We start from the raw sequence: 19,019 nt of genomic DNA on the forward strand, positions 1-19,019 counted from the left end.
CCATGAAAGCAAGATTTTCCAAATTAACTTTGGTGACAGTTGCCTTGTTAACCCTGACAGCTTGCTCCCAATCTCAATCCACTAGTTCTAAATCTTCTGCAAAAGAAGAAACTAAACAAACGCAAACCAAGTTTTCCAAAGAAACGTCTTCTACAAAGGATACGTCAAAAGAAACTGGCAAAGAAGAGTCGTCAAAAGCTGGCAAGTCAGATGTGAAAGTGGACTCTGGTGTCAGCTATAATGGTTCTTACTATAGTGTAAAAGGGAAATATGGTGAGGTCATGATCGCCAACAAACATTATCCCTTGTCGCCTGACTTTAACCCAGGTGAAGATCCTGAAGCTGTTTCAGCCCTTCATGAATTGATCGCAGCCATGCAGGCAGAGGGTTATCCAATTAGTGATCAATACAGTGGTTTTCGTAGCTACGACACCCAAGTTGGCCTCTATCAAAACTATGTCAATCAAGATGGTCAGGAAGCAGCAGATCGTTATTCCGCAAGACCGGGTTATAGTGAACACCAGACAGGTTTGACCTTTGATTTGATCGATACCAGTGGTAATCTGGTGACAGAACCTGGACCAAGTAAGTGGTTGCTCAAGAATGCCGCTAAATATGGCTTTGTGGTTCGTTACCAAGAAGGAAAAGAAAAAGTGACAGGCTACATGCCAGAAAGCTGGCATCTCCGCTATATCGGAAAAGAAGCACAAGATATCGCGGACTCAGGCTTGAGTCTGGAAGAATACTATGGCTTCACCGGTGGCGATTACGTTGATAAATAAAAAAGGTTGGGATTGATATCCCAACCTTTTTATTGTATGTTTTTTAGAAACGCATCTAGCTCTTTTTGATTCTTGAGAGAGAGAAATTTCTCAGGGTAGGTGGAGTGGATGCTTTGATACCTTTCTCTGGCACTTTTTGTTCGTCCATCCCAAAGGATCCAACGGATGAATTCCCAGTCAAAGCGTTCAGGGCAGCCTGCTGCCATACTCTCACGGACGCGTCCCTTATAACGGCAGTATCGTTTCCAGGCTCTAAAGAGGCAGTTCCAACGAGAGAAGTTGAGAAAGATAATCTGGTCGGCTTGCTCCATTCTCTCCTCATAGCAGCACCAAGAGTAATTGCCATCAATGACCCAGGCTTTATGATCGCTGAGAAACTGTCTCATCTCACCTTCCATCGTATCCCGGTCACTGTCTATCCAGCCCGGTTGAAATTGAAGGGTATCCATGTGGAGCTTGGGAATGGAGTAGTGGCGGGATAAGTTTTCAGCTAAGGTGGATTTACCTGATCCAGAATAGCCGATAATAACGATTTTCATAAGCACCTCTCAAAAAATTAGGCACAAAAAAAGCTCCGGAGAGCTTGATTTTTATGCTGTTCTTGATTAACCAAGTTTCGCTGCAAGACGTGCTTTATCACGGCTAGCTTTGTTCTTGTGGATCAAACCTTTAGTTTCTGCTTTATCGATAGCTGAGCTAGCAGCGCGGTAAAGTTCTTCAGATGGGTTTGCTTCAAAAGATTTGATTGCAGTACGCATAGCTGATTTTTGAGCTGAGTTTTTTTCGTTTTGTTTAACGTTCAATTCAGCGCGTTTGATAGCTGATTTAATGTTTGCCAAGTTATTCACCTCCATTGATAATCTAACTATCTCATTATATATGAAAAGTTAAGATTTGACAAGCCTAAAATAGCTTTTCCTTAAAAAAGTACCGTTAACAGGCCATTTTCTCTAGCGTTTGAGATAAATTTCATCGATTTCATGATTGGTTGCTTTATGGAGAATCAGATCAGCTCGGTTTCTGGTTGGTTGGATGTAATATTGCAAGTTGACTAAATTTATGGATTCCCATACCTGGTGGGCCATGCTTAAAACTTCTTCTAGGGGTTGCTCTGTAAATTGATAGTAGTAGTTATTGGGATCATTCTGAGCTAATGCAAGGAGTTTTTGGAAGCGATCGATATACCAAGATTCGATATCATTGACTGCGGCATCCACATAGATTGAAAAATCAAAGAAATCGGTCATATAGAGACTGTCATTTTGTGGATTTTGAAAGACATTGATCCCTTCTACAATGACAAAATCAGCCGGTAAAATGGTTTGCTTCTCATCTGGGACAATATCGTATATTTCGTGGGAATAGACAGGGATTTCTACGCTCTTGTTGTTTTTAATTTGATTGAGAAAATCAAGGAGCAATTCCATATCATAGCTTTCCGGAAATCCTTTTCGATTGAGGATCTCTTGTTCTTTTAAGATAGCATTTGGATAGAGGAAGCCATCCGTTGTTACCAACTCCACCGTCGAGCCTTCAAAGGTTCGTGACAGCAGGATTTGAAGTAAACGGCTAGTGGTGGATTTTCCAACCGCAACACTCCCTGAAACCCCAATGATAAAGGGTTGGCGTTCACTCGTTTTTTGAAGGAAAATACCTTTTGAGAAGGCCAAATCTTCTTTGGAACGCTTGTAGATGCCTATCAGGTTTGTCAAAGGCAGGTAGACGTCACGTACATCCTGGAGGTTGATGCGGTCGTTAAAACTTTTAATAGAATTGAGCTCTGTTTGAGAGAGAGGTGGGGTGGTTTTGCGGTGCAAATTTTGCCAAGTTTCCCGATTAATTTTTTCAAAATGTAGAAATTCTTTGTCCATATGTCACTCCTATTGTAGTCTTTAGTATACCAATTTTTAGAGGTCATGTAAACGATTTAAAAAAGGAGTGAATTATGATAAAATAACCTTATGAGTAAAATGTATTTTGATGTAAACCCAGATGCAGCCCATGATATTCATGATCTGGCTGTAGTTTTATTGGGGCAAAAGATGAATTTTTATACGGACGCCGGCGTCTTTAGTAAAAAAATGATTGACTATGGAAGCCAGGTGCTCTTATCAACCCTGGATTTTCAAGAAGGAGAAAGTGTCCTTGATGTTGGCTGTGGCTATGGTCCAATTGGCCTCTCTCTCGCTAAAGCGCAAGGAGTTGCAGTGACTATGGTGGATGTTAATGAGCGGGCGCTGGACTTGGCTAAGAAAAATGCCAGCCGAAATGGCGTGGAAGCTCAGATCTTTTCTTCGGATGTCTATGAAGCAGTAGAAGGGGTCTTTGACCATGTGATCAGTAATCCGCCGATCCGAGCTGGTAAGAAAGTGGTTCACCAAGTGATCACTGGTAGTTTTGAACATTTGAAACCAGGTGGAGACTTGACCATTGTCATTCAGAAAAAACAAGGGGCTCCAAGTGCTAAGGCCAAGATGGAAGAGACCTTTGGCAATTGTGAGACAGTAAAAAAAGACAAGGGCTATTATATTTTAAGAAGTGAGAAAGAATCATGAGAGCAGTAGATATCATTCAGAAAAAAAGAGATGGTCTTGCCTTAAACAAGGAAGAAATTGAATGGCTGATTGAGGGCTATGTGGCTGGAACGGTTCCAGATTACCAAATGTCCGCTTTTGCTATGGCTGTTTATTTTAAAGGGATGACGACGGAAGAAATCTCCCATATGACCATGAAGATGGTCCAAACGGGGCAACAGTTTGATCTGTCAGCTATTCCAGGAATCAAGGTAGACAAACATTCGACTGGTGGTGTGGGAGACAAGGTGACCTTGGTCTTGGTGCCTCTGGTTGCAAGTTTTGGAGTGCCGGTTGCTAAAATGAGCGGTCGTGGCTTAGGCCACACGGGTGGAACCATCGATAAGTTGGAATCCATTAAAGGTTTCCAAATTGAACGGACCCAAGAGGAATTTATCCAGCAGGTTCAGGAGATTGGCTTATCGGTTATTGGGCAATCTGACCAACTTGTGAAGGCAGACAAACTTTTGTATGCTCTGCGTGATGTAACGGCGACAGTGGATACCATTCCTTTGATTGCTAGCTCCGTCATGAGTAAGAAAATTGCTGCAGGTGCGGATGCCATTCTTTTGGACGTGACGGTAGGCGAGGGTGCCTTCATGAAGAATATTGAGGATGCTCGTCGCTTAGCACGTACCATGGTGGATCTTGGAAATGCAGTGGGTCGGAAAACCATCGCTGTCATTACAGATATGAGCCAACCTTTGGGAACCAGCATTGGTAATCGTTTAGAAATTTTAGAAGCCCTGGATATTCTGAAAGGACAAGGACGCGCTGATGTCACAGAGTTTATTTGTGAATTAGCGCAAATCATGTTGAAATTGGCCAATGTAGATCAATCAATTGAAGCCATCCATGAACACTTGACCAATGGTCAGGCTTTAGCGAAGTTTGAAGAAATGGTTGTGGCTCAAGGTGGAGACTTAGAAGATTTGCATCGTCCCGTCAAAGTGGATCAGGTCCTTGAAGTAACAGCGGACCAAGATGGCGTTATTGCTGCTTTACCTGCCATGGAGTTTGGTTTGTTTGCTATGCGCCTGGGTGCTGGTCGTGCTGTCAAATCGGATCCCCTCGATTATGAAACAGGGATTGTGTTTGACAAAAAAGTGGGAGAGCACGTCAAAAAAGGGGAACGCATTGCCCGCATTTTCATGAATGAAAAAAATTCACAAGAAAGAGTTACAGAATTCAAAAAAAATGTTAAAATACTAGAAAGGGCTGAAAGCGTTAAAGAAATTATTGAAATAATATCTTAAGCAGCTCAGGAGATTGTATGAAGTTAAATAAATATATCGATCACACTCTTTTAAAACCAGATGCACAACAAGAACAGATCGAAAAGCTGATCGAAGAAGCTAAGGCTTATGATTTTGCGAGTGTCTGTGTGAACCCGACATGGGTGAATTTTGCGGCTGAGGGCTTGCGCGATTCAGACGTTAAAGTTTGTACCGTCATTGGTTTTCCTTTAGGAGCAAATACACCATTTGTCAAAGCGTGTGAAACAAAAAATGCGATTCAAAACGGGGCCGATGAGATTGACATGGTCATTAATATCGGGGCTCTTAAGTCTAAGAATTTAGCACTAGTTGAGGAAGATATCCAAGCTGTAGTCGAAGCGAGCGGTGATAAGCTGGTCAAAGTCATCATTGAGACTTGTCTCTTAACCGATGATGAAAAGATCGTTGCTTGTCAAATTGCTAAGTTAGCTGGCGCAGACTTTGTGAAGACTTCAACTGGCTTCTCAACTGGAGGAGCAACGGTAGAAGATGTAGCCTTAATGCGTCAAACTGTTGGACCCGACATGGGTGTTAAGGCTTCTGGTGGTGCTCGCTCTTATGAAGATGCTCTTGCTTTTATCGAAGCAGGTGCGACCCGTATCGGGACTTCTTCTGGTGTAGCCATCATGGAAGGAAAGGTGGCTCATGGCGACTACTGAGTTGATTGACTTAGCAGTTGAAGTGAGTCAACAGGCCTATGTGCCTTACTCTCATTTCCCAATTGGAGCTGTACTGCTAACGAAGGATGGAGAAATCTATACAGGTGTCAATATCGAAAATGCCAGTTTTGGTTTGACCAACTGTGGAGAACGGACAGCCATTTTTAAAGCTGTTTCTGAAGGAGCTCGCGAGTTTCAAGAACTCATTATCTACGGGCAAACAGAAAAGCCCATCTCTCCATGTGGTGCTTGTCGCCAGGTCATGGCTGAATTTTTTGAGCCAGACCTTCCTGTAACCTTAGTATCTAAAGATAAATCGACGGTCGTGATGACGGTCAAGGAATTACTTCCATATTCCTTTACAGACTTGACTTAATAGGTCTGTGAGGCGGTCTTTTGACCCTTTCAATACTTCGCAACAATGTTGCACAATAATTTAGGAGGTTCAGTAATGAACAAGAAACAATGGCTAGGCCTTGGTCTAGTAACTGTCGCTGCTATCGGACTTGCAGCATGTGGAAATCGTGCGTCTAAAAAAGATAGCGCTAACTCAGAATCAAAAACTGATTTGAAAGCTGCTATCGTTACCGATACTGGTGGTGTGGATGACAAATCATTCAACCAATCTGCTTGGGAAGGTTTGCAAGCTTGGGGGAAAGAAAACGGTCTTTCTAAAGGGAACGGATTTGACTACTTCCAATCAACAGATGAATCTCAATATGCGACAAACCTTGATGAAGCTGTTTCTAACGACTACAAATTGATCTTTGGTGTTGGTTTTGCCTTGCGTGATGCAGTAGAAAAAGCGGCTTCTGACAACGAAGAAACAAACTTTGTTATCATTGACGACCGTATTGAAGGTAAAAAGAACGTAGCATCTGCTGTCTTTGCCGACAACGAAGCTGGTTACCTTGCTGGTATCGCTGCTGCGAAAACTACAAAAACTAAACAAGTTGGTTTTGTAGGTGGTATGGAAAGTGAAGTTATCACTCGTTTCCGCGCTGGATTTGAAGCTGGTGTTAAATCTGTTGACCCATCTATCAAAGTTCAAGTAGACTACGCTGGTTCATTCGGTGACGCTGCTAAAGGTAAAACAATTGCTGCTGCACAATACGCTGCAGGTGCAGACGTTATCTACCAAGTAGCTGGTGGTACTGGAGCAGGTGTCTTCTCTGAAGCAAAAGACTTGAACGAGAAGAAAAATGAAGACGAAAAAGTTTGGGTTCTTGGTGTTGACCGTGACCAAAAAGCTGAAGGTGAATACACTTCTAAAGATGGTAAAAAATCTAACTTTGTCTTGGCTTCAAGCTTGAAGAAAGTCGGAGAATCTGTAAAAGACTTGGCTAAGAAAGCTGCTGACGGTAAATTCCCTGGCGGTAAAGTGATTACTTATAGCTTGAAAGATGGTGGAGTTGATTTGACAACTGACAACCTTTCTGCAGATGCTAAAAAAGCTGTCGAAGATGCCAAAGCTAAAATCCTTGATGGATCTCTTAAAGTTCCTGAAAAATAATATTTGATTGGGCGGCCCTCCCTTTAAGGGCCGTTTCTTTTAAAGTGAGACATTTTTGTCTCAATAAAATCTGTTAGTTCTCTAGCAGATTTTATTGAAATAAAAAAATTTTGAGAGGAAAACACCCACATGACACATGAATATGTCATCGAAATGCGTGAGATTACCAAAAAATTTGGTGACTTTGTAGCAAATGACAAGATTAATCTTCAGTTGCGCAAAGGTGAAATCCATGCACTTCTTGGAGAAAATGGTGCAGGGAAATCTACCCTGATGAATATGCTGGCTGGTTTGTTGGAACCAACAAGCGGAGACATTGTGGTAAATGGAAATACTGTTAACCTAGACTCACCTTCAAAAGCAGCTTCTTTAGGAATTGGAATGGTGCACCAACACTTTATGTTAGTTGAAGCCTTCACTGTTGTTGAAAATATCATCCTTGGTTCTGAAACCACTAAACATGGTGTTTTGGACCTTAAAAAAGCCAGCCAAGATATCCTTGACTTGTCTAAAAAATATGGCCTGGCAGTAGATCCAAATGCTAAAGTTGAGGATATTTCCGTTGGTGCGCAGCAACGTGTGGAAATCTTAAAGACGCTTTATCGTGGAGCCGACATCCTGATCTTCGATGAACCAACTGCAGTGTTGACACCAGCTGAAATCGAAGAATTGATGACAATCATGAAGAACTTGGCGAATGAAGGAAAATCCATTATCTTGATTACGCACAAGTTGGATGAAATCCGTGCTGTTTCAGACCGCGTAACGGTTATCCGTCGCGGTAAATCGATTGAAACAGTCGAGATTGGTGGAGCTACGAACCAAGACTTGGCCGAAATGATGGTCGGTCGTTCTGTTTCCTTTAAGACTGAAAAAGGTCCTTCTGAACCGAAAGAAGTGGTCTTGTCGATTGAGAACTTGGTTGTAAACGAAAACCGGGGAGTCCCAGCTGTTAAGAATCTTTCGCTAGAACTTCGTGCTGGTGAAGTCGTTGGGATCGCAGGGATTGATGGAAATGGTCAGTCTGAGTTGATCCAAGCCATTACAGGTCTACGGAAGGTAAAATCGGGTTCAATTAAGATTAAAGGCAAGGATGTTGTAGGACTACGTCCACGTCAAATCACAGAAATGAAGGTAGGGCACGTCCCTGAAGACCGTCACCGGGATGGTTTGGTCCTTGATATGATGATCTCTGAAAACATGGCTCTTCAAACTTACTACAAAGAACCTCTTAGCAAGAATGGTATTTTGAATTATCCAAATATTACCTCTTATGCCAAGAAGCTCATGGAAGAGTTTGACGTTCGTGCAGCTAGTGAAGTGGTACCAGCTAAGGCTCTCTCTGGAGGAAACCAGCAAAAAGCCATTATCGCGCGGGAAATCGATCGCGATCCAGATCTCTTGATCGTTAGCCAGCCAACTCGTGGATTGGACGTTGGAGCGATTGAATATATCCACAAACGTTTGATTCAAGAACGGGATAATGGAAAAGCTGTTCTGGTTGTCAGCTTTGAATTAGATGAAATTTTGAATGTTTCTGACCGTATTGCGGTTATTCATGATGGGAAGATCCAAGGGATCGTAACCCCTGAAACAACGAATAAGCAAGAACTTGGAATCCTCATGGCAGGAGGCCAAGTAAAGGAGGGAGCATCAGATGAATAAGAATTTAAAACAAATTGCCGTTCCATTGGTGTCTGTCCTTTTAGGATTGGTCTTGGGTGCCATTATTATGTGGGCCTTCAGCTATGATGCCCTTTGGGGATATGAATTGCTGTTTAAGAAAGCCTTTGGTTCGATTAAGAGTTGGGGTAATATTTCCCGTGCTATGGGGCCACTGATTTTAGTTGCTCTTGGATTTTCGGTAGCTAGCCGGGCCGGCTTCTTTAACGTTGGACTTCCTGGTCAGGCTTTTGCTGGATGGATCATGGCGACTTGGTTTGCCCTTTCCTTCCCAAATATGCCTCGCTTACTGATGATTCCGATGACCGTTTTGATTGCGGCTGTCGCAGGTGGATTTATTGGAGCGATTCCTGGTTTCCTTCGTGCCTATCTTGGAACCAGTGAGGTCATCATCACCATTATGATGAACTATATTGTTCTCTATGGTGGGAATGCCTTGATCCATAGCTTCCCAGCTTCCTTGATGAAAAACAAGGACTCAACTATTGATGTGGGAGCCAACGCTGTCTACCAGACGGAGTGGTTGCGTAATTTGACGGACAAATCACAAATGAACATTGGGATTTTCTTTGCTATCATCGCAGTGGTAGTCATCTGGTTCTTGATGAAGAAAACAACACTTGGTTTTGAAATCCGTGCCGTTGGTCTCAATGCGAATGCGGCGGAATACGCAGGGATGTCTGCAAAACGGACCATTATCCTTTCTATGATCATTTCTGGTGCTCTTGCTGGTATCGGTGGGGTAGCAGAAGGTCTGGGGATTTACTCAAATGTCTACGTTCAAACCAGCTCGATGAGTGTTGGATTTAACGGAATGGCCGTTGCCCTTCTTGCGATGAATTCACCAATTGGGATTCCATTTGCTGCCTTCTTGTTTGGAGCACTTCAAATTGGGGGAGTTGGTATGAAGCCAGCTGCAATCCCTGAAGAAGTCGTTCAAATTGTGACAGCATCCATTATCTTCTTCGTATGTGCTCACTACATTATCGAAAAGATGATCTCGATGCGTTCAGCTAAAAAAGGAGGAGCAAACTAATGAGTATTGTAACGATTTTAAGTATTCTTGTTTCCTCTATGATTGTGTATGCGGCGCCGCTGATCTTCACAAGTATCGGAGGAGCTTACTCAGAGCACGCTGGGGTTGTTAACGTTGGCCTTGAAGGAATCATGGTTATGGGAGCCTTCTCAGGAATTATCTTTAACTTGACTTTTGAGCCTACCTTAGGGAATTTGACACCATGGTTGTCCTTAATTGTTGCTGCAGGGATTGGAGTACTCTTCTCCTTGATTCACGCGGTGGCAACTATTCATTTCCGTGCTGACCATATCGTCTCAGGTACAGTATTGAACTTGATGGCACCTCCGTTAGCCGTCTTTCTAGTTAAAGCGATGTATAACAAGGGGCAAACGGATAATATCAAAGTTGCCTTTGGGAAGACTTCCATTCCGGTCTTATCTAAAATTCCGGTAATTGGGGATATTTTCTTCAACAATGCCAGCATCATCGGCTGGGTTGCGATTCTCTTCTCATTCTTTGCTTGGTTCATCATGTTCAAGACAAAATTTGGATTGCGTCTTCGTTCAGTTGGGGAACACCCACAAGCAGCAGATACATTGGGAATCAATGTTTATAAAATGCGCTACTTAGGAGTGATGATCTCAGGTGCCCTAGCAGGAATCGGAGGAGCCATTTACGCTCAGTCTATTTCCGTTAACTTCGCGGTGACTACTATTGTTGGTCCTGGTTTCATCGCCCTCGCAGCTATGATTTTCGGGAAATGGAACCCAATCGGGGCAATGCTTGCTAGTCTCTTCTTTGGAGCTTCACAAAGTTTGGCTGTTATCGGGAATCAATTGCCTTTGCTTAAAGGTATCCCATCCATCTACTTGCAAATTGCGCCTTACGTCTTGACCATGGTTGTCTTGGCAGCCTTCTTCGGACAAGCAGTTGCGCCTAAAGCAGATGGTGTTAACTACATTAAATCGAAATAATGCAAAGAGAGATGCGAGGTTTCCTCGGTCTCTTTTGCTTTCTAAAGGCCCCTCTTAGTCGCAATTTCTTTAGATTTAGGGTACAATAAGAATACAACTTTTCACGTATTGGAGGAGCAGATGTTTAAGTGGATGAGACGCCTAATTGGCATGGTGATCGTTTTATTTATGTTATTAGTGATCTTGTTGGTTCCTGGATCTATCCCTGAAGGAGAGCAACTGAGAAATGTGCAGGCAGGGAGTTCTTTGATTGAGTTGGCTCAAAATGCTGTTTCAAATGCCTCTGTGAGCACTGAAGGGCTCTCAACTGAGCTAAGTCTCAATTCAGTGCAATTGAGTCAGGTCGTAAAAACAAGTGCTGGATCCGCCCTTGACAATTCTGACTATCAAAAGATGGCATTAGGAATGGATGGCAATGACCTTCATGTCAAAGTTCCTGTTTCCTTAGGGCCAGTTGATAGCTATCTAGATTTAACCATGACCGGTCAAGTTGAAAACAATGTCATGAATTTGACCGTGACCGGTGCTAAATTAGGGAAAATGCCCATTCCAAAATTCTTGGTTCTCAACTATTTGAAGGATCAATCCAATCAAAATGGAGGCGGCTTCACAGTGAATGGTGATCAAATCACCCTTGATATCCCTCAAGCAGGCTATAGCATCTCAAAAGCGAGAGTGGAAAATGGCAATGCTAAGGTAACCGTTAGTATATCCTTGTTTTAAGTCTTTGTAATTGGAGTTGTCATGCTTGTCTTTGAATTTTGTGCAGAGAATTTAACTTATATTGATAAGGCGATTGCTGCTGGGGCAGGTCGCATTGAACTGTGCGATAACCTGGCAGTAGGAGGGACCACACCTAGTATAGGTGTGATCAATGAAGCAATCAAACTGACAAGAGCGAAGTCCGTGGATCTATGTGTCATTATCCGACCCCGAGGTGGCGATTTTGTCTATACTGATCTGGAAGTCGAAGCTATGCTGACGGATATTCGTGCTGCGAAAGAAATAGGGGTTACTTGTTTTGTGCTGGGAGCGCTGACGAGCGATCGAAAGTTGGACCAGAGGATCATGCAGCTTTTACTAGCAGCCTGTGGAGAGGCAGAGGTTGTCTTTCATATGGCCTTTGATGAGTTAGCTCATACAGATCAGCTAGAAGCGATTGAGTGGCTTTCTGATCAGGGTGTAGCCCGCATTTTATCACGAGCTGGAAGTCCAGGTGACCCACTAGAGCAACGTTTTGCACACTATCATCGTTTATTAGATGCGGCTAAGGGAAAAATTCAGATCCTGCCAGGTGGAGGTGTGACCCTTGACAATCGTCAGCTCTTTTTGGAGCAATTGGGCGTTTGTCAACTGCATGGCACGCGCATCGTGTTTTAAAGAAGAAACGATCACTGCTTGAAGTAGTTTTGAAGATCCGTTATCAAGGTTGGGGACGTTGTTTCCAGCCTCTTCTAGTGCAAAAATGAATAAGGGAGAGAAAATGTTTTTAGAGCATTATTTTGACCGGTACACCTTTCAGCCAGAAAAGGGATTGGCTTACGGATTTGAGAAGAGAGGGGCAGGCTATGAGTACCAGTGTCCCGTCTTATCTGACACTTTTCTCTTAAAGGTCCGTGTCTGCGACCAGAAGATTTCTTTTCAGGTCTATGATCAGGATACAGGGGACGAGTATATCCAGATCCATCTGGAACAGCTACAAGGAAATTTCGTCGGCCAAGTCAGGGAAGCCTGTCAGGAAAGTCTTGCAAGGATTCGGCAAGCTTGTTTTGAGGTAGAAGAATTTCTCTATCCTCAAGCTAAGCGTCTCATGGCCTATATCTCCCTGCACTATCAGGGAACGATTGAGTATTTGTGGGAGAGATCTCCGGAATCCGGTGCCATTCGCCACCGAGACACCCTCAAGTGGTATGGTGTCTTTATGACCATTGATTGGAAAAAACTGGATGCTGGCAAGTCTGGGAAAATAGAAGTTTTGAATGTTAAGTCTGATCAAGTAGCCCATTTCATCCAGCAGAAAGGGATTTATCCAGCTTTTCATATGAATAAAAACTATTGGGTGAGTATCCCTCTAGATGAAACAATTACTGATGAGGACTTGTTTGCTCTAGTGGATAGTAGCTGGCAACTCACCAAAAAGGGGAAATAAGATGAATCTGTTGAGGAAATTATCTTGGTTTTTTAATTTAGAGAAGAAGCGCTACTTGATCGGGATAGGGTCCTTGATCTTGGTTAGCTTTTTAAACCTCATTCCTCCAAGAATCATGGGACTTGTGATCGATTTGATCGATAAAAGAAGGCTGACACTAGGGCAGTTAGTTGTGGATATTGCCCTTTTGGTCCTCGCAGCTCTAGCCATGTATGGCCTTCGTTTTGTCTGGAGACGCTATATTTTTGGAACGGCCAATAAGTTGGCTCGGATCTTGCGTTACCGTTTGTTCAAGCAATTTACGCTCATGTCTCCGTCTTTTTATCAGCGTTATCGGACAGGGGATCTCATGGCCCATGCTACTAATGATATCAATGCGGTAACCATGTTTGCTGGTGGTGGAGTCATGTCTGCTGTAGATGCTTCTGTGACAGCCTTGGTGACCCTGGTCAGCATGTTTTTCATGATTGATTGGCGCTTAACCCTCTTGGCTATTTTGCCCCTACCGGTTATGGTGGTAGTGACTTCCGCCATTGGCCGCAAAAACCACAAAGCCTTCAAAGAGGCCCAAGAAGGCTTCTCAGAGCTGAATAACTTTGTTCAGGAATCAGTATCAGGAGTCAAGGTGACCAAATCCTTTGGCTTTCAGGCAGATGAGATTCGTGCTTTTGAAAAGACCAATCAGATAGTCTTTCGAAAAAATATGACTTCAGCCGGTTACAATGCTTTGTTTGATCCGACTACTCTTCTTTTTGTCGGTCTCTCCTATGTTTTGACGCTCTACTTCGGAGGTCTATTTGTTCAGGAAGGGAGCCTGACGGTTGGACAAATCGTAACCTTTATTACCTATCTCAATATGCTCGTCTGGCCCCTTCAAGCCATGGGCTTCTTGTTTAATATTAGTCAGCGTGCTAGCGTTTCCTATGATCGGATTGAGACACTTTTAGCAGAAACACCTGATATCCAAGATCCAAGTCAACCAGTTACAGTCATTCAAAATGGCGATTTGGAATATGACATTGAAGAATTCGCCTATGAGAAAGAGCCTGTCCTTGAAAAGGTTGTCTTTCATTTAGAAAAAGGGCAAACCCTTGGAATTGTGGGTCCAACTGGATCTGGAAAGACCACCTTGTTGCGTCTCTTGCTTAGAGAGCACGACTTGGAGCAGGGAGATATCTTGCTCAATGGAATCTCCATCAAACATTATCGCTTAGAAGATCTTCGAAGCTTGATCGGCTACGTCCCTCAAGATCAGATCCTCTTTGCCATGACCATTCGCGAGAATGTAGCTTTTTCAGATCCACAGATCAAGGAAGAAGAGGTAATGAAGGCTCTGAGAACTTGTGGAGTCTATGAGGATATTCTGGCCATGCCAGACCAGATGGAGACAGTGTTGGGAGAGAGAGGGGTCTCTCTTTCTGGCGGGCAAAAGCAACGGATTGCCATGAGTCGTGCTTTGGTCATGAATCCTGAGATCTTGATTTTGGATGATTCCCTGTCAGCAGTAGATGCTAAAACGGAGCATCAAATTATTGAAAATATGAAGCTGGAACGCAAGGGGAAAACAACGATCATCACAGCCCACCGCCTATCAGCTATCGTTCATGCGGATATGATTCTGGTAATAGAGAATGGACAGATCAAGGAGCGAGGAAATCACGAGGAATTAATGGCTCAAAAAGGTTGGTATTATGAAACCTACCAAGCCCAACAATTATCAGAAGAAATGGAGGGAAAGCTGAATGAAAACATCTGAAGCTCATGTTATGAAGCGGCTCTTGACTTACATGTGGCGTTATAAGTGGTTAACAGCCCTAGCCTTAGTCTTTACCTTCCTGACTAGTCTGTTATTGACGGCGATTCCTCTTGCAGCTCGCTGGTATATTGACCACCTAGTGGATCCGACAGAAGCTGGCTCTCCAGTACTGACAGCTTTTCGGTTTCTCATTCTCTACTATGGCTTATTCATTGGGCGCGTGCTGGCAACCTACCTGAGTCAATTAACCTTTGCGCGTGTATCCAATTCTATCGTAAGAGATATCCGTCTAGATATTTTCCAAAATCTTCAAAGGCTGGGCATGTCCTTTTATGACCAGACAGCAGCAGGTTCGATTGTTTCGCGGGTGACTAATGATACACAGGCAGTCGCAGATATGTTTTCTACGGTCTTTTCAAGCCTGATTTCATCCTTTTTACTCTTTCTAGTCACCCTGGTAACTATGTTTAGCTTGGACTGGCATTTGACCATTTGGATCCTGCCTTTTCTTCCCATCATTTGGTTTTCTATTCGTCTCTATCGTAAGTTATCCAATCGCTTGGTCAAGATGACCCGACAAAAATTATCAGATATCAATGTGAAATTATCGGAATCCATTGAAGGAATGCGGATCGTGCAGGCCTTTCGTCAAGAAAAGCGCTTGACGGATGAATTCGAACAGATTAATGGGGATCATTTGGATTATGCCAATCGTTCTGTCGATGTCAATTCCCTCTTTTTGAGGCCAGCTATGACCCTGTTACAGGTTCTGGCCTATGCGGTCATTCTGACCTTTTTCGGCTTAAATTGGCAGTCCTCAGGCTTTACAGCTGGTCTTATCTATGCCTTTATCCAGTATGTTAGCCAGCTTTTCCAGCCCTTGATTGATGTTACGCAGAACTTTGCAACCTTGCAGACCTCAACCATTTCTGCAGGACGTGTCTTTGAGATGATGGATCGAAACGACTATGAGCCCAAGCAAGCTGGTAGCCTGAAAGAAATCGAGCAGGGAGATATTCGTTTTGAGCATGTATCTTTTTCTTATGATGGCAAACGGGATGTCCTAAAAGATATCTCCTTTGAGGTCAAAAATGGACAAACCATCGCTTTTGTTGGTCATACTGGTTCTGGTAAATCCTCTATTATCAATCTCTTCATGCGCTTTTATGAATTTGATCGTGGCCAGATCTTAATTGATGGACAGGATATCAAGGACTACAGCCAGGAAGCCTTGCGCAAGTCCATCGGTTTAGTGTTGCAAGAACCCTTCCTCTATCACGGAACCATTGCTTATAATATCCGGATGTACCATGAAGAACTGACAGATGAGGAAATCCGACAAGCAGCCGCATTTGTGGATGTAGCAGACTTTATTGAGAGTCTACCTGGTGGCTATGATCATCCGGTAACAGAGCGGGGTTCTACCTTATCGACCGGTCAGCGTCAGCTTCTGGCTTTTGCCCGGACCATTGCTGCCCAGCCTAAGATCCTCATTTTGGATGAGGCCACTGCCAATATCGACCAAGAGACGGAAGAGATGATCCAAAATTCTCTGAAGAAGATGCGCCAAGGGCGGACAACCATTGCCATTGCCCATCGTCTTTCTACCATCCAAGATGCCGATTGCATCTATGTTCTCGATAAAGGAAAAATCATCGAATCGGGCAATCACGACCAACTCATTGCTCTAGGAGGAACGTATAAGAAAATGTATGACCTCCAGGCCGGTATGATGAAATAAGGACAAACAAGGTCTAAATCCAAATTTAACCTTGTTTTTCTTTCTTGAAAGCTGTACAATAAAGAAAAGAACAGAAAAAGGGAGCATACACCATGTCAAACGATCTGATCCTGATGGGAGTTGTGATTGTCTTATTTGGACTCTATTTCACCCTTCAAGTTGAGCTTACTAAAGTCAGAAATCAATTCACTCACTATCTTCTAAAACCAGGTAGTATTTCCAAGGAACAAAGAGAGAAGTACCTCAAAGAACCAGAGATGGAAGCGATTCGCCTGATTCGCCTCGATTATCGGATCAGCCTTCAAAATGCCAAACTTGTTTATGAGCAATTGAAGAAATAAGAAAGACCCTCGTATAATCTGTACGAGGGTTTCTCATTCAAAAAAAGTTGTAAGTTTTGGTAAAACGTTGGCCACTTCTGCTGATTGGATCTTGGCGAGTTGATAAGGACAAGAAGTGATGTAGGCTGCTTCAAAGAAATCAAGCGGGAGTCCACTGTGTTTTAAGGCAGCAAGTGATTGAACTTGGCCGAGTTCTAAAAGGATCCCATCGTGGGTCAGGGTCAGATGGGGAAGAAGAGGAGACTGGGCCATCAAGGTCTTTAGACTGGCTTCTTCCTCTTTTTTTCTGGCTAGGAGTCGCTTTTTATTGGTCAGATACATACCATTATCAATGTAGAGACTCAAGGCCTTTTGCATGATGAGATTGCTATCATAGTCCAGAATCGTCTTATAGGTTAAGACCGGCTTTAGAAGGTCTTGGGGAAGGATCATGGAAGTGATGCGAAGAGCAGAAAAGAGATTGGTCGAAAAAGATTTGATGTAGATGACTCGGCCCTTTTGATCCAAATAATGAAAAGATGGAGCATTACTGCCATCAAGATCTCCCAAATAGTCGTCCTCAACAAGGTAGACATCATATTGGTCAGCTAGTTGCAAGATCGCTTCTTTCTGCTTGGTCGAATAGCTATGACCTAGCGGATAGTGAAAACGAGGAATCGTGTAGAAGAATTTGATATGGCCACTTTTGAAAATCTCTTCAAGTTCTTCGAGATCAATCCCCGTTAAATTACGTTGAATGGTACGGTAGGCAAGTTGCTGCGAATCAAGGAGTTGGTTCATCCGGTGATAAGTCGGTTGCTCGATCAAAATCTGCGATTTTTTATTGGGAAAATCAATCTGGCTGAGGATATTAAGCGCCTGCTGGGTACCAGCAGTCAAAACAATCTGATCCGCAGTCGTATAAATCCCTTCCTCCTTTAATAAGCCTTGAATGGATTGGCGTACTTCGAGTAAGCCTGCTTGGTCCGAAAAGTTGTTGAAGAGATAATTCTCCCGTCCAATCAAGGTTTCATTGATACAGGTCCGGAAGTCCTCAAAAGCCTGGTTGCGATCTTTCTCTAATTTTAGTGGAAGATCCTCATGTCGATTCGGTTCTTGCTCCAAAACATAGTAGCCACTTTGAGGCTTAGCATAGAGGAAGTGCTGGTAAGTCAAGTCCAGCAAGGCTCGTTGCACCGTGTCCTTACTACAAGAAAATTGACTGGCTAATTGACGAACAGAAGGAATTTTCTGTCCAGTTTCTAGTTCACCATCTTGAATACCTTTTTTTAAAACATGAATAATTTCTTGGTATTTGCTTGTCTTCATTCTGACTGTCCCCATACAGTTTTTTTCTATTGTACAGAAAAAATCACAAAAAAACCACTCCGAAGAGTGGTAGCAGTATTACATAAAGTAAACGATGGCTAAATACTGAAGAGCAGAAGCTGCAAGGATGAAAAGGTGCCATATCATATGGAAGTAAGGTTTTTTCTTGGCATAAAAGCCGGCTCCAACCGTGTAGCACAGACCACCCATGAGCATGAGACCCCAGAAGATCGGATTGGTTTGACTAACGATTTGGGGAATGATAAAGATGACCAACCAGCCCATGATCAAGTAAAGAGCGAGACTGAACTTTTCATTGACTCTTTTGGCAAAGATTTTGTAGAGAATACCAAAGATGGTGGTCCCCCATTGGATCAAGATAATGCTGTAGCCCATCCAGTTATTCATCAAGGTGAGGACAACTGGTGTGTAACTGCCTGCGATCGCAATGTAGATCATGGAATGGTCGATAATACGAAGCACATACTTTTGAGGTGAATCGTAAGACATAGCATGGTAGACGGTCGAAGACAGAAACATCAAAAAGAGACTGATAACAAAGATAGAAGTCCCGAAAGCACTGAGAAGACCGTGTTGCTCAAAACTATAGACTGCTGAGATCGGAAGTAAGATCAACATGAGGAGGGCGCCAACAGCATGGGTTACGCTATTTGCGATCTCTTCTCCAAAGGATAATTTTTTACTTAGTTTCATGGTGTAATTCATCAGTTTCTTCCTCCGTTTTTACTGGTTGAATATAAGATAGGGTTTCAAGATAAAGTTGAACTGTCTGACAGGCAGAGCGAATGATAGGAGCGATTGGCTCTTTTTGCTCATTGAGATAAGCGACAAAGCTATTATAGAGAAGATCTGAGCTTGCCTGGTCCTGCAAGAAATTCAAGGTAGAAGCAATCTCCTGAATAGAAAAGACCGTTTTTAAGGTTGTAATAGCGATCAAGCGGGCCACCTGTCTACGCTGGTATTTCTTCTTATCTGGTTTCTCGACATAGCCATGTTTTACGTAATTGTTGATCATGGCAGCCGTCAAGCCCTTGTCTGAAGAAGAGAGAACAGGTGCACAGGTTTTATTGACATAAAGAAGGACCTGATCGAGATAGAGGTCTAGCTCAGGCAGTTGCTCCCACGTTGGATAGGAAAAAGTGGACACGAAATCTTCACCTTTCTTTAATCTAGTTTTCATAACTAGATAATAACATTAATAAAAACTCCTGTCAAGAAAATTTG

Annotated in this window: 21 protein-coding genes; 15 read left to right on the forward strand and 6 right to left on the reverse strand. The window is 43.1% G+C overall.

Annotation, left to right across the window (positions count from 1 at the left end):
* The first annotated feature begins 2 nt into the window (after nt 1-2).
* Nucleotides 3-782: an LD-carboxypeptidase LdcB/DacB gene (ldcB, locus tag O3642_RS00615; RefSeq protein WP_155126016.1), complete on the forward strand. Its 780-nt coding sequence runs from the start codon at nt 3-5 to the stop codon at nt 780-782.
* Between the two features lie 29 nt (nt 783-811).
* On the opposite strand, the gene O3642_RS00620 is transcribed toward ldcB, so the two are convergent.
* The 3 genes from O3642_RS00620 to coaA form a co-directional block, all read right to left on the reverse strand.
* Nucleotides 812-1,321, reverse strand: a complete 510-nt coding sequence (locus O3642_RS00620) for a DNA topology modulation protein (RefSeq protein WP_003001866.1) — start codon at nt 1,319-1,321, stop codon at nt 812-814.
* A 66-nt stretch (nt 1,322-1,387) separates the two neighbouring features.
* Entirely contained in the window at nt 1,388-1,636 is a 249-nt protein-coding gene (gene rpsT, locus O3642_RS00625; RefSeq protein ID WP_128861136.1) for a 30S ribosomal protein S20, read from the reverse strand.
* A 96-nt stretch (nt 1,637-1,732) separates the two neighbouring features.
* Nucleotides 1,733-2,653: a type I pantothenate kinase gene (gene coaA, locus O3642_RS00630; RefSeq protein ID WP_003001846.1), complete on the reverse strand. Its 921-nt coding sequence runs from the start codon at nt 2,651-2,653 to the stop codon at nt 1,733-1,735.
* A 90-nt stretch (nt 2,654-2,743) separates the two neighbouring features.
* Between coaA and O3642_RS00635 the strand changes: the two genes are divergently transcribed.
* From O3642_RS00635 to O3642_RS00700, 14 genes are all read left to right on the forward strand, one after another.
* Nucleotides 2,744-3,337, forward strand: coding sequence for a class I SAM-dependent methyltransferase (locus O3642_RS00635; protein WP_037615364.1), 594 nt, complete (start codon nt 2,744-2,746; stop codon nt 3,335-3,337).
* Complete coding sequence (locus O3642_RS00640) at nt 3,334-4,611, forward strand: pyrimidine-nucleoside phosphorylase (RefSeq protein WP_049506549.1); 1,278 nt, start codon at nt 3,334-3,336, stop codon at nt 4,609-4,611. The genes O3642_RS00635 and O3642_RS00640 overlap by 4 nt, the downstream gene beginning before the upstream one ends.
* Nucleotides 4,612-4,628: 17 nt before the next feature.
* Nucleotides 4,629-5,291, forward strand: coding sequence for a deoxyribose-phosphate aldolase (deoC, locus tag O3642_RS00645; RefSeq protein ID WP_003001619.1), 663 nt, complete (start codon nt 4,629-4,631; stop codon nt 5,289-5,291).
* A complete protein-coding gene (locus O3642_RS00650; protein WP_003007631.1) occupies nt 5,278-5,667 on the forward strand; it encodes a cytidine deaminase in 390 nt (129 codons plus the stop codon). Before deoC ends, O3642_RS00650 begins: the two co-directional genes overlap by 14 nt.
* Nucleotides 5,668-5,742: 75 nt before the next feature.
* Entirely contained in the window at nt 5,743-6,804 is a 1,062-nt protein-coding gene (locus tag O3642_RS00655) for a BMP family protein (RefSeq protein WP_003001669.1), read from the forward strand.
* Between the two features lie 129 nt (nt 6,805-6,933).
* Nucleotides 6,934-8,469, forward strand: a complete 1,536-nt coding sequence (locus O3642_RS00660) for an ABC transporter ATP-binding protein (RefSeq protein WP_371605165.1) — start codon at nt 6,934-6,936, stop codon at nt 8,467-8,469.
* Entirely contained in the window at nt 8,462-9,523 is a 1,062-nt protein-coding gene (locus O3642_RS00665) for an ABC transporter permease (RefSeq protein WP_049489017.1), read from the forward strand. The genes O3642_RS00660 and O3642_RS00665 overlap by 8 nt, the downstream gene beginning before the upstream one ends.
* Nucleotides 9,523-10,479, forward strand: coding sequence for an ABC transporter permease (locus tag O3642_RS00670; RefSeq protein ID WP_003011503.1), 957 nt, complete (start codon nt 9,523-9,525; stop codon nt 10,477-10,479). The genes O3642_RS00665 and O3642_RS00670 overlap by 1 nt, the downstream gene beginning before the upstream one ends.
* Nucleotides 10,480-10,599: 120 nt before the next feature.
* On the forward strand, nt 10,600-11,202 hold the full coding sequence (locus O3642_RS00675; protein ID WP_320910644.1) for a hypothetical protein: 603 nt from the start codon (nt 10,600-10,602) through the stop codon (nt 11,200-11,202).
* A gap of 21 nt (nt 11,203-11,223) precedes the next feature.
* Complete coding sequence (locus tag O3642_RS00680; protein ID WP_320910645.1) at nt 11,224-11,859, forward strand: copper homeostasis protein CutC; 636 nt, start codon at nt 11,224-11,226, stop codon at nt 11,857-11,859.
* 103 nt (nt 11,860-11,962) lie between these two features.
* Nucleotides 11,963-12,628, forward strand: a complete 666-nt coding sequence (locus O3642_RS00685; RefSeq protein ID WP_371605166.1) for an MmcQ/YjbR family DNA-binding protein — start codon at nt 11,963-11,965, stop codon at nt 12,626-12,628.
* A 1-nt stretch (nt 12,629) separates the two neighbouring features.
* Nucleotides 12,630-14,384: an ABC transporter ATP-binding protein gene (locus tag O3642_RS00690; RefSeq protein WP_371605167.1), complete on the forward strand. Its 1,755-nt coding sequence runs from the start codon at nt 12,630-12,632 to the stop codon at nt 14,382-14,384.
* Nucleotides 14,371-16,125, forward strand: coding sequence for an ABC transporter ATP-binding protein (locus O3642_RS00695; protein ID WP_371605168.1), 1,755 nt, complete (start codon nt 14,371-14,373; stop codon nt 16,123-16,125). The genes O3642_RS00690 and O3642_RS00695 overlap by 14 nt, the downstream gene beginning before the upstream one ends.
* 92 nt (nt 16,126-16,217) lie before the next feature.
* Nucleotides 16,218-16,466 carry a hypothetical protein gene (locus tag O3642_RS00700; protein WP_371605169.1) on the forward strand — a complete coding sequence of 83 codons (249 nt, stop codon included), beginning with the start codon at nt 16,218-16,220 and terminating at the stop codon, nt 16,464-16,466.
* 33 nt (nt 16,467-16,499) lie between these two features.
* Here O3642_RS00700 and O3642_RS00705 read toward each other — a convergent pair whose 3' ends face one another.
* The 3 genes from O3642_RS00705 to O3642_RS00715 form a co-directional block, all read right to left on the reverse strand.
* A complete protein-coding gene (locus tag O3642_RS00705) occupies nt 16,500-17,789 on the reverse strand; it encodes a PLP-dependent aminotransferase family protein (protein ID WP_371605170.1) in 1,290 nt (429 codons plus the stop codon).
* A 63-nt stretch (nt 17,790-17,852) separates the two neighbouring features.
* Nucleotides 17,853-18,500, reverse strand: coding sequence for a hemolysin III family protein (locus tag O3642_RS00710; protein ID WP_151378817.1), 648 nt, complete (start codon nt 18,498-18,500; stop codon nt 17,853-17,855).
* Complete coding sequence (locus tag O3642_RS00715) at nt 18,475-18,975, reverse strand: DUF1836 domain-containing protein (RefSeq protein ID WP_049498294.1); 501 nt, start codon at nt 18,973-18,975, stop codon at nt 18,475-18,477. Before O3642_RS00715 ends, O3642_RS00710 begins: the two co-directional genes overlap by 26 nt.
* Nucleotides 18,976-19,019: the final 44 nt, after the last annotated feature.

The organism is Streptococcus sp. 27098_8_66 (genome assembly GCF_041431945.1).
Taxonomy (GTDB): Bacteria; Bacillota; Bacilli; order Lactobacillales; family Streptococcaceae; genus Streptococcus; species Streptococcus dentalis.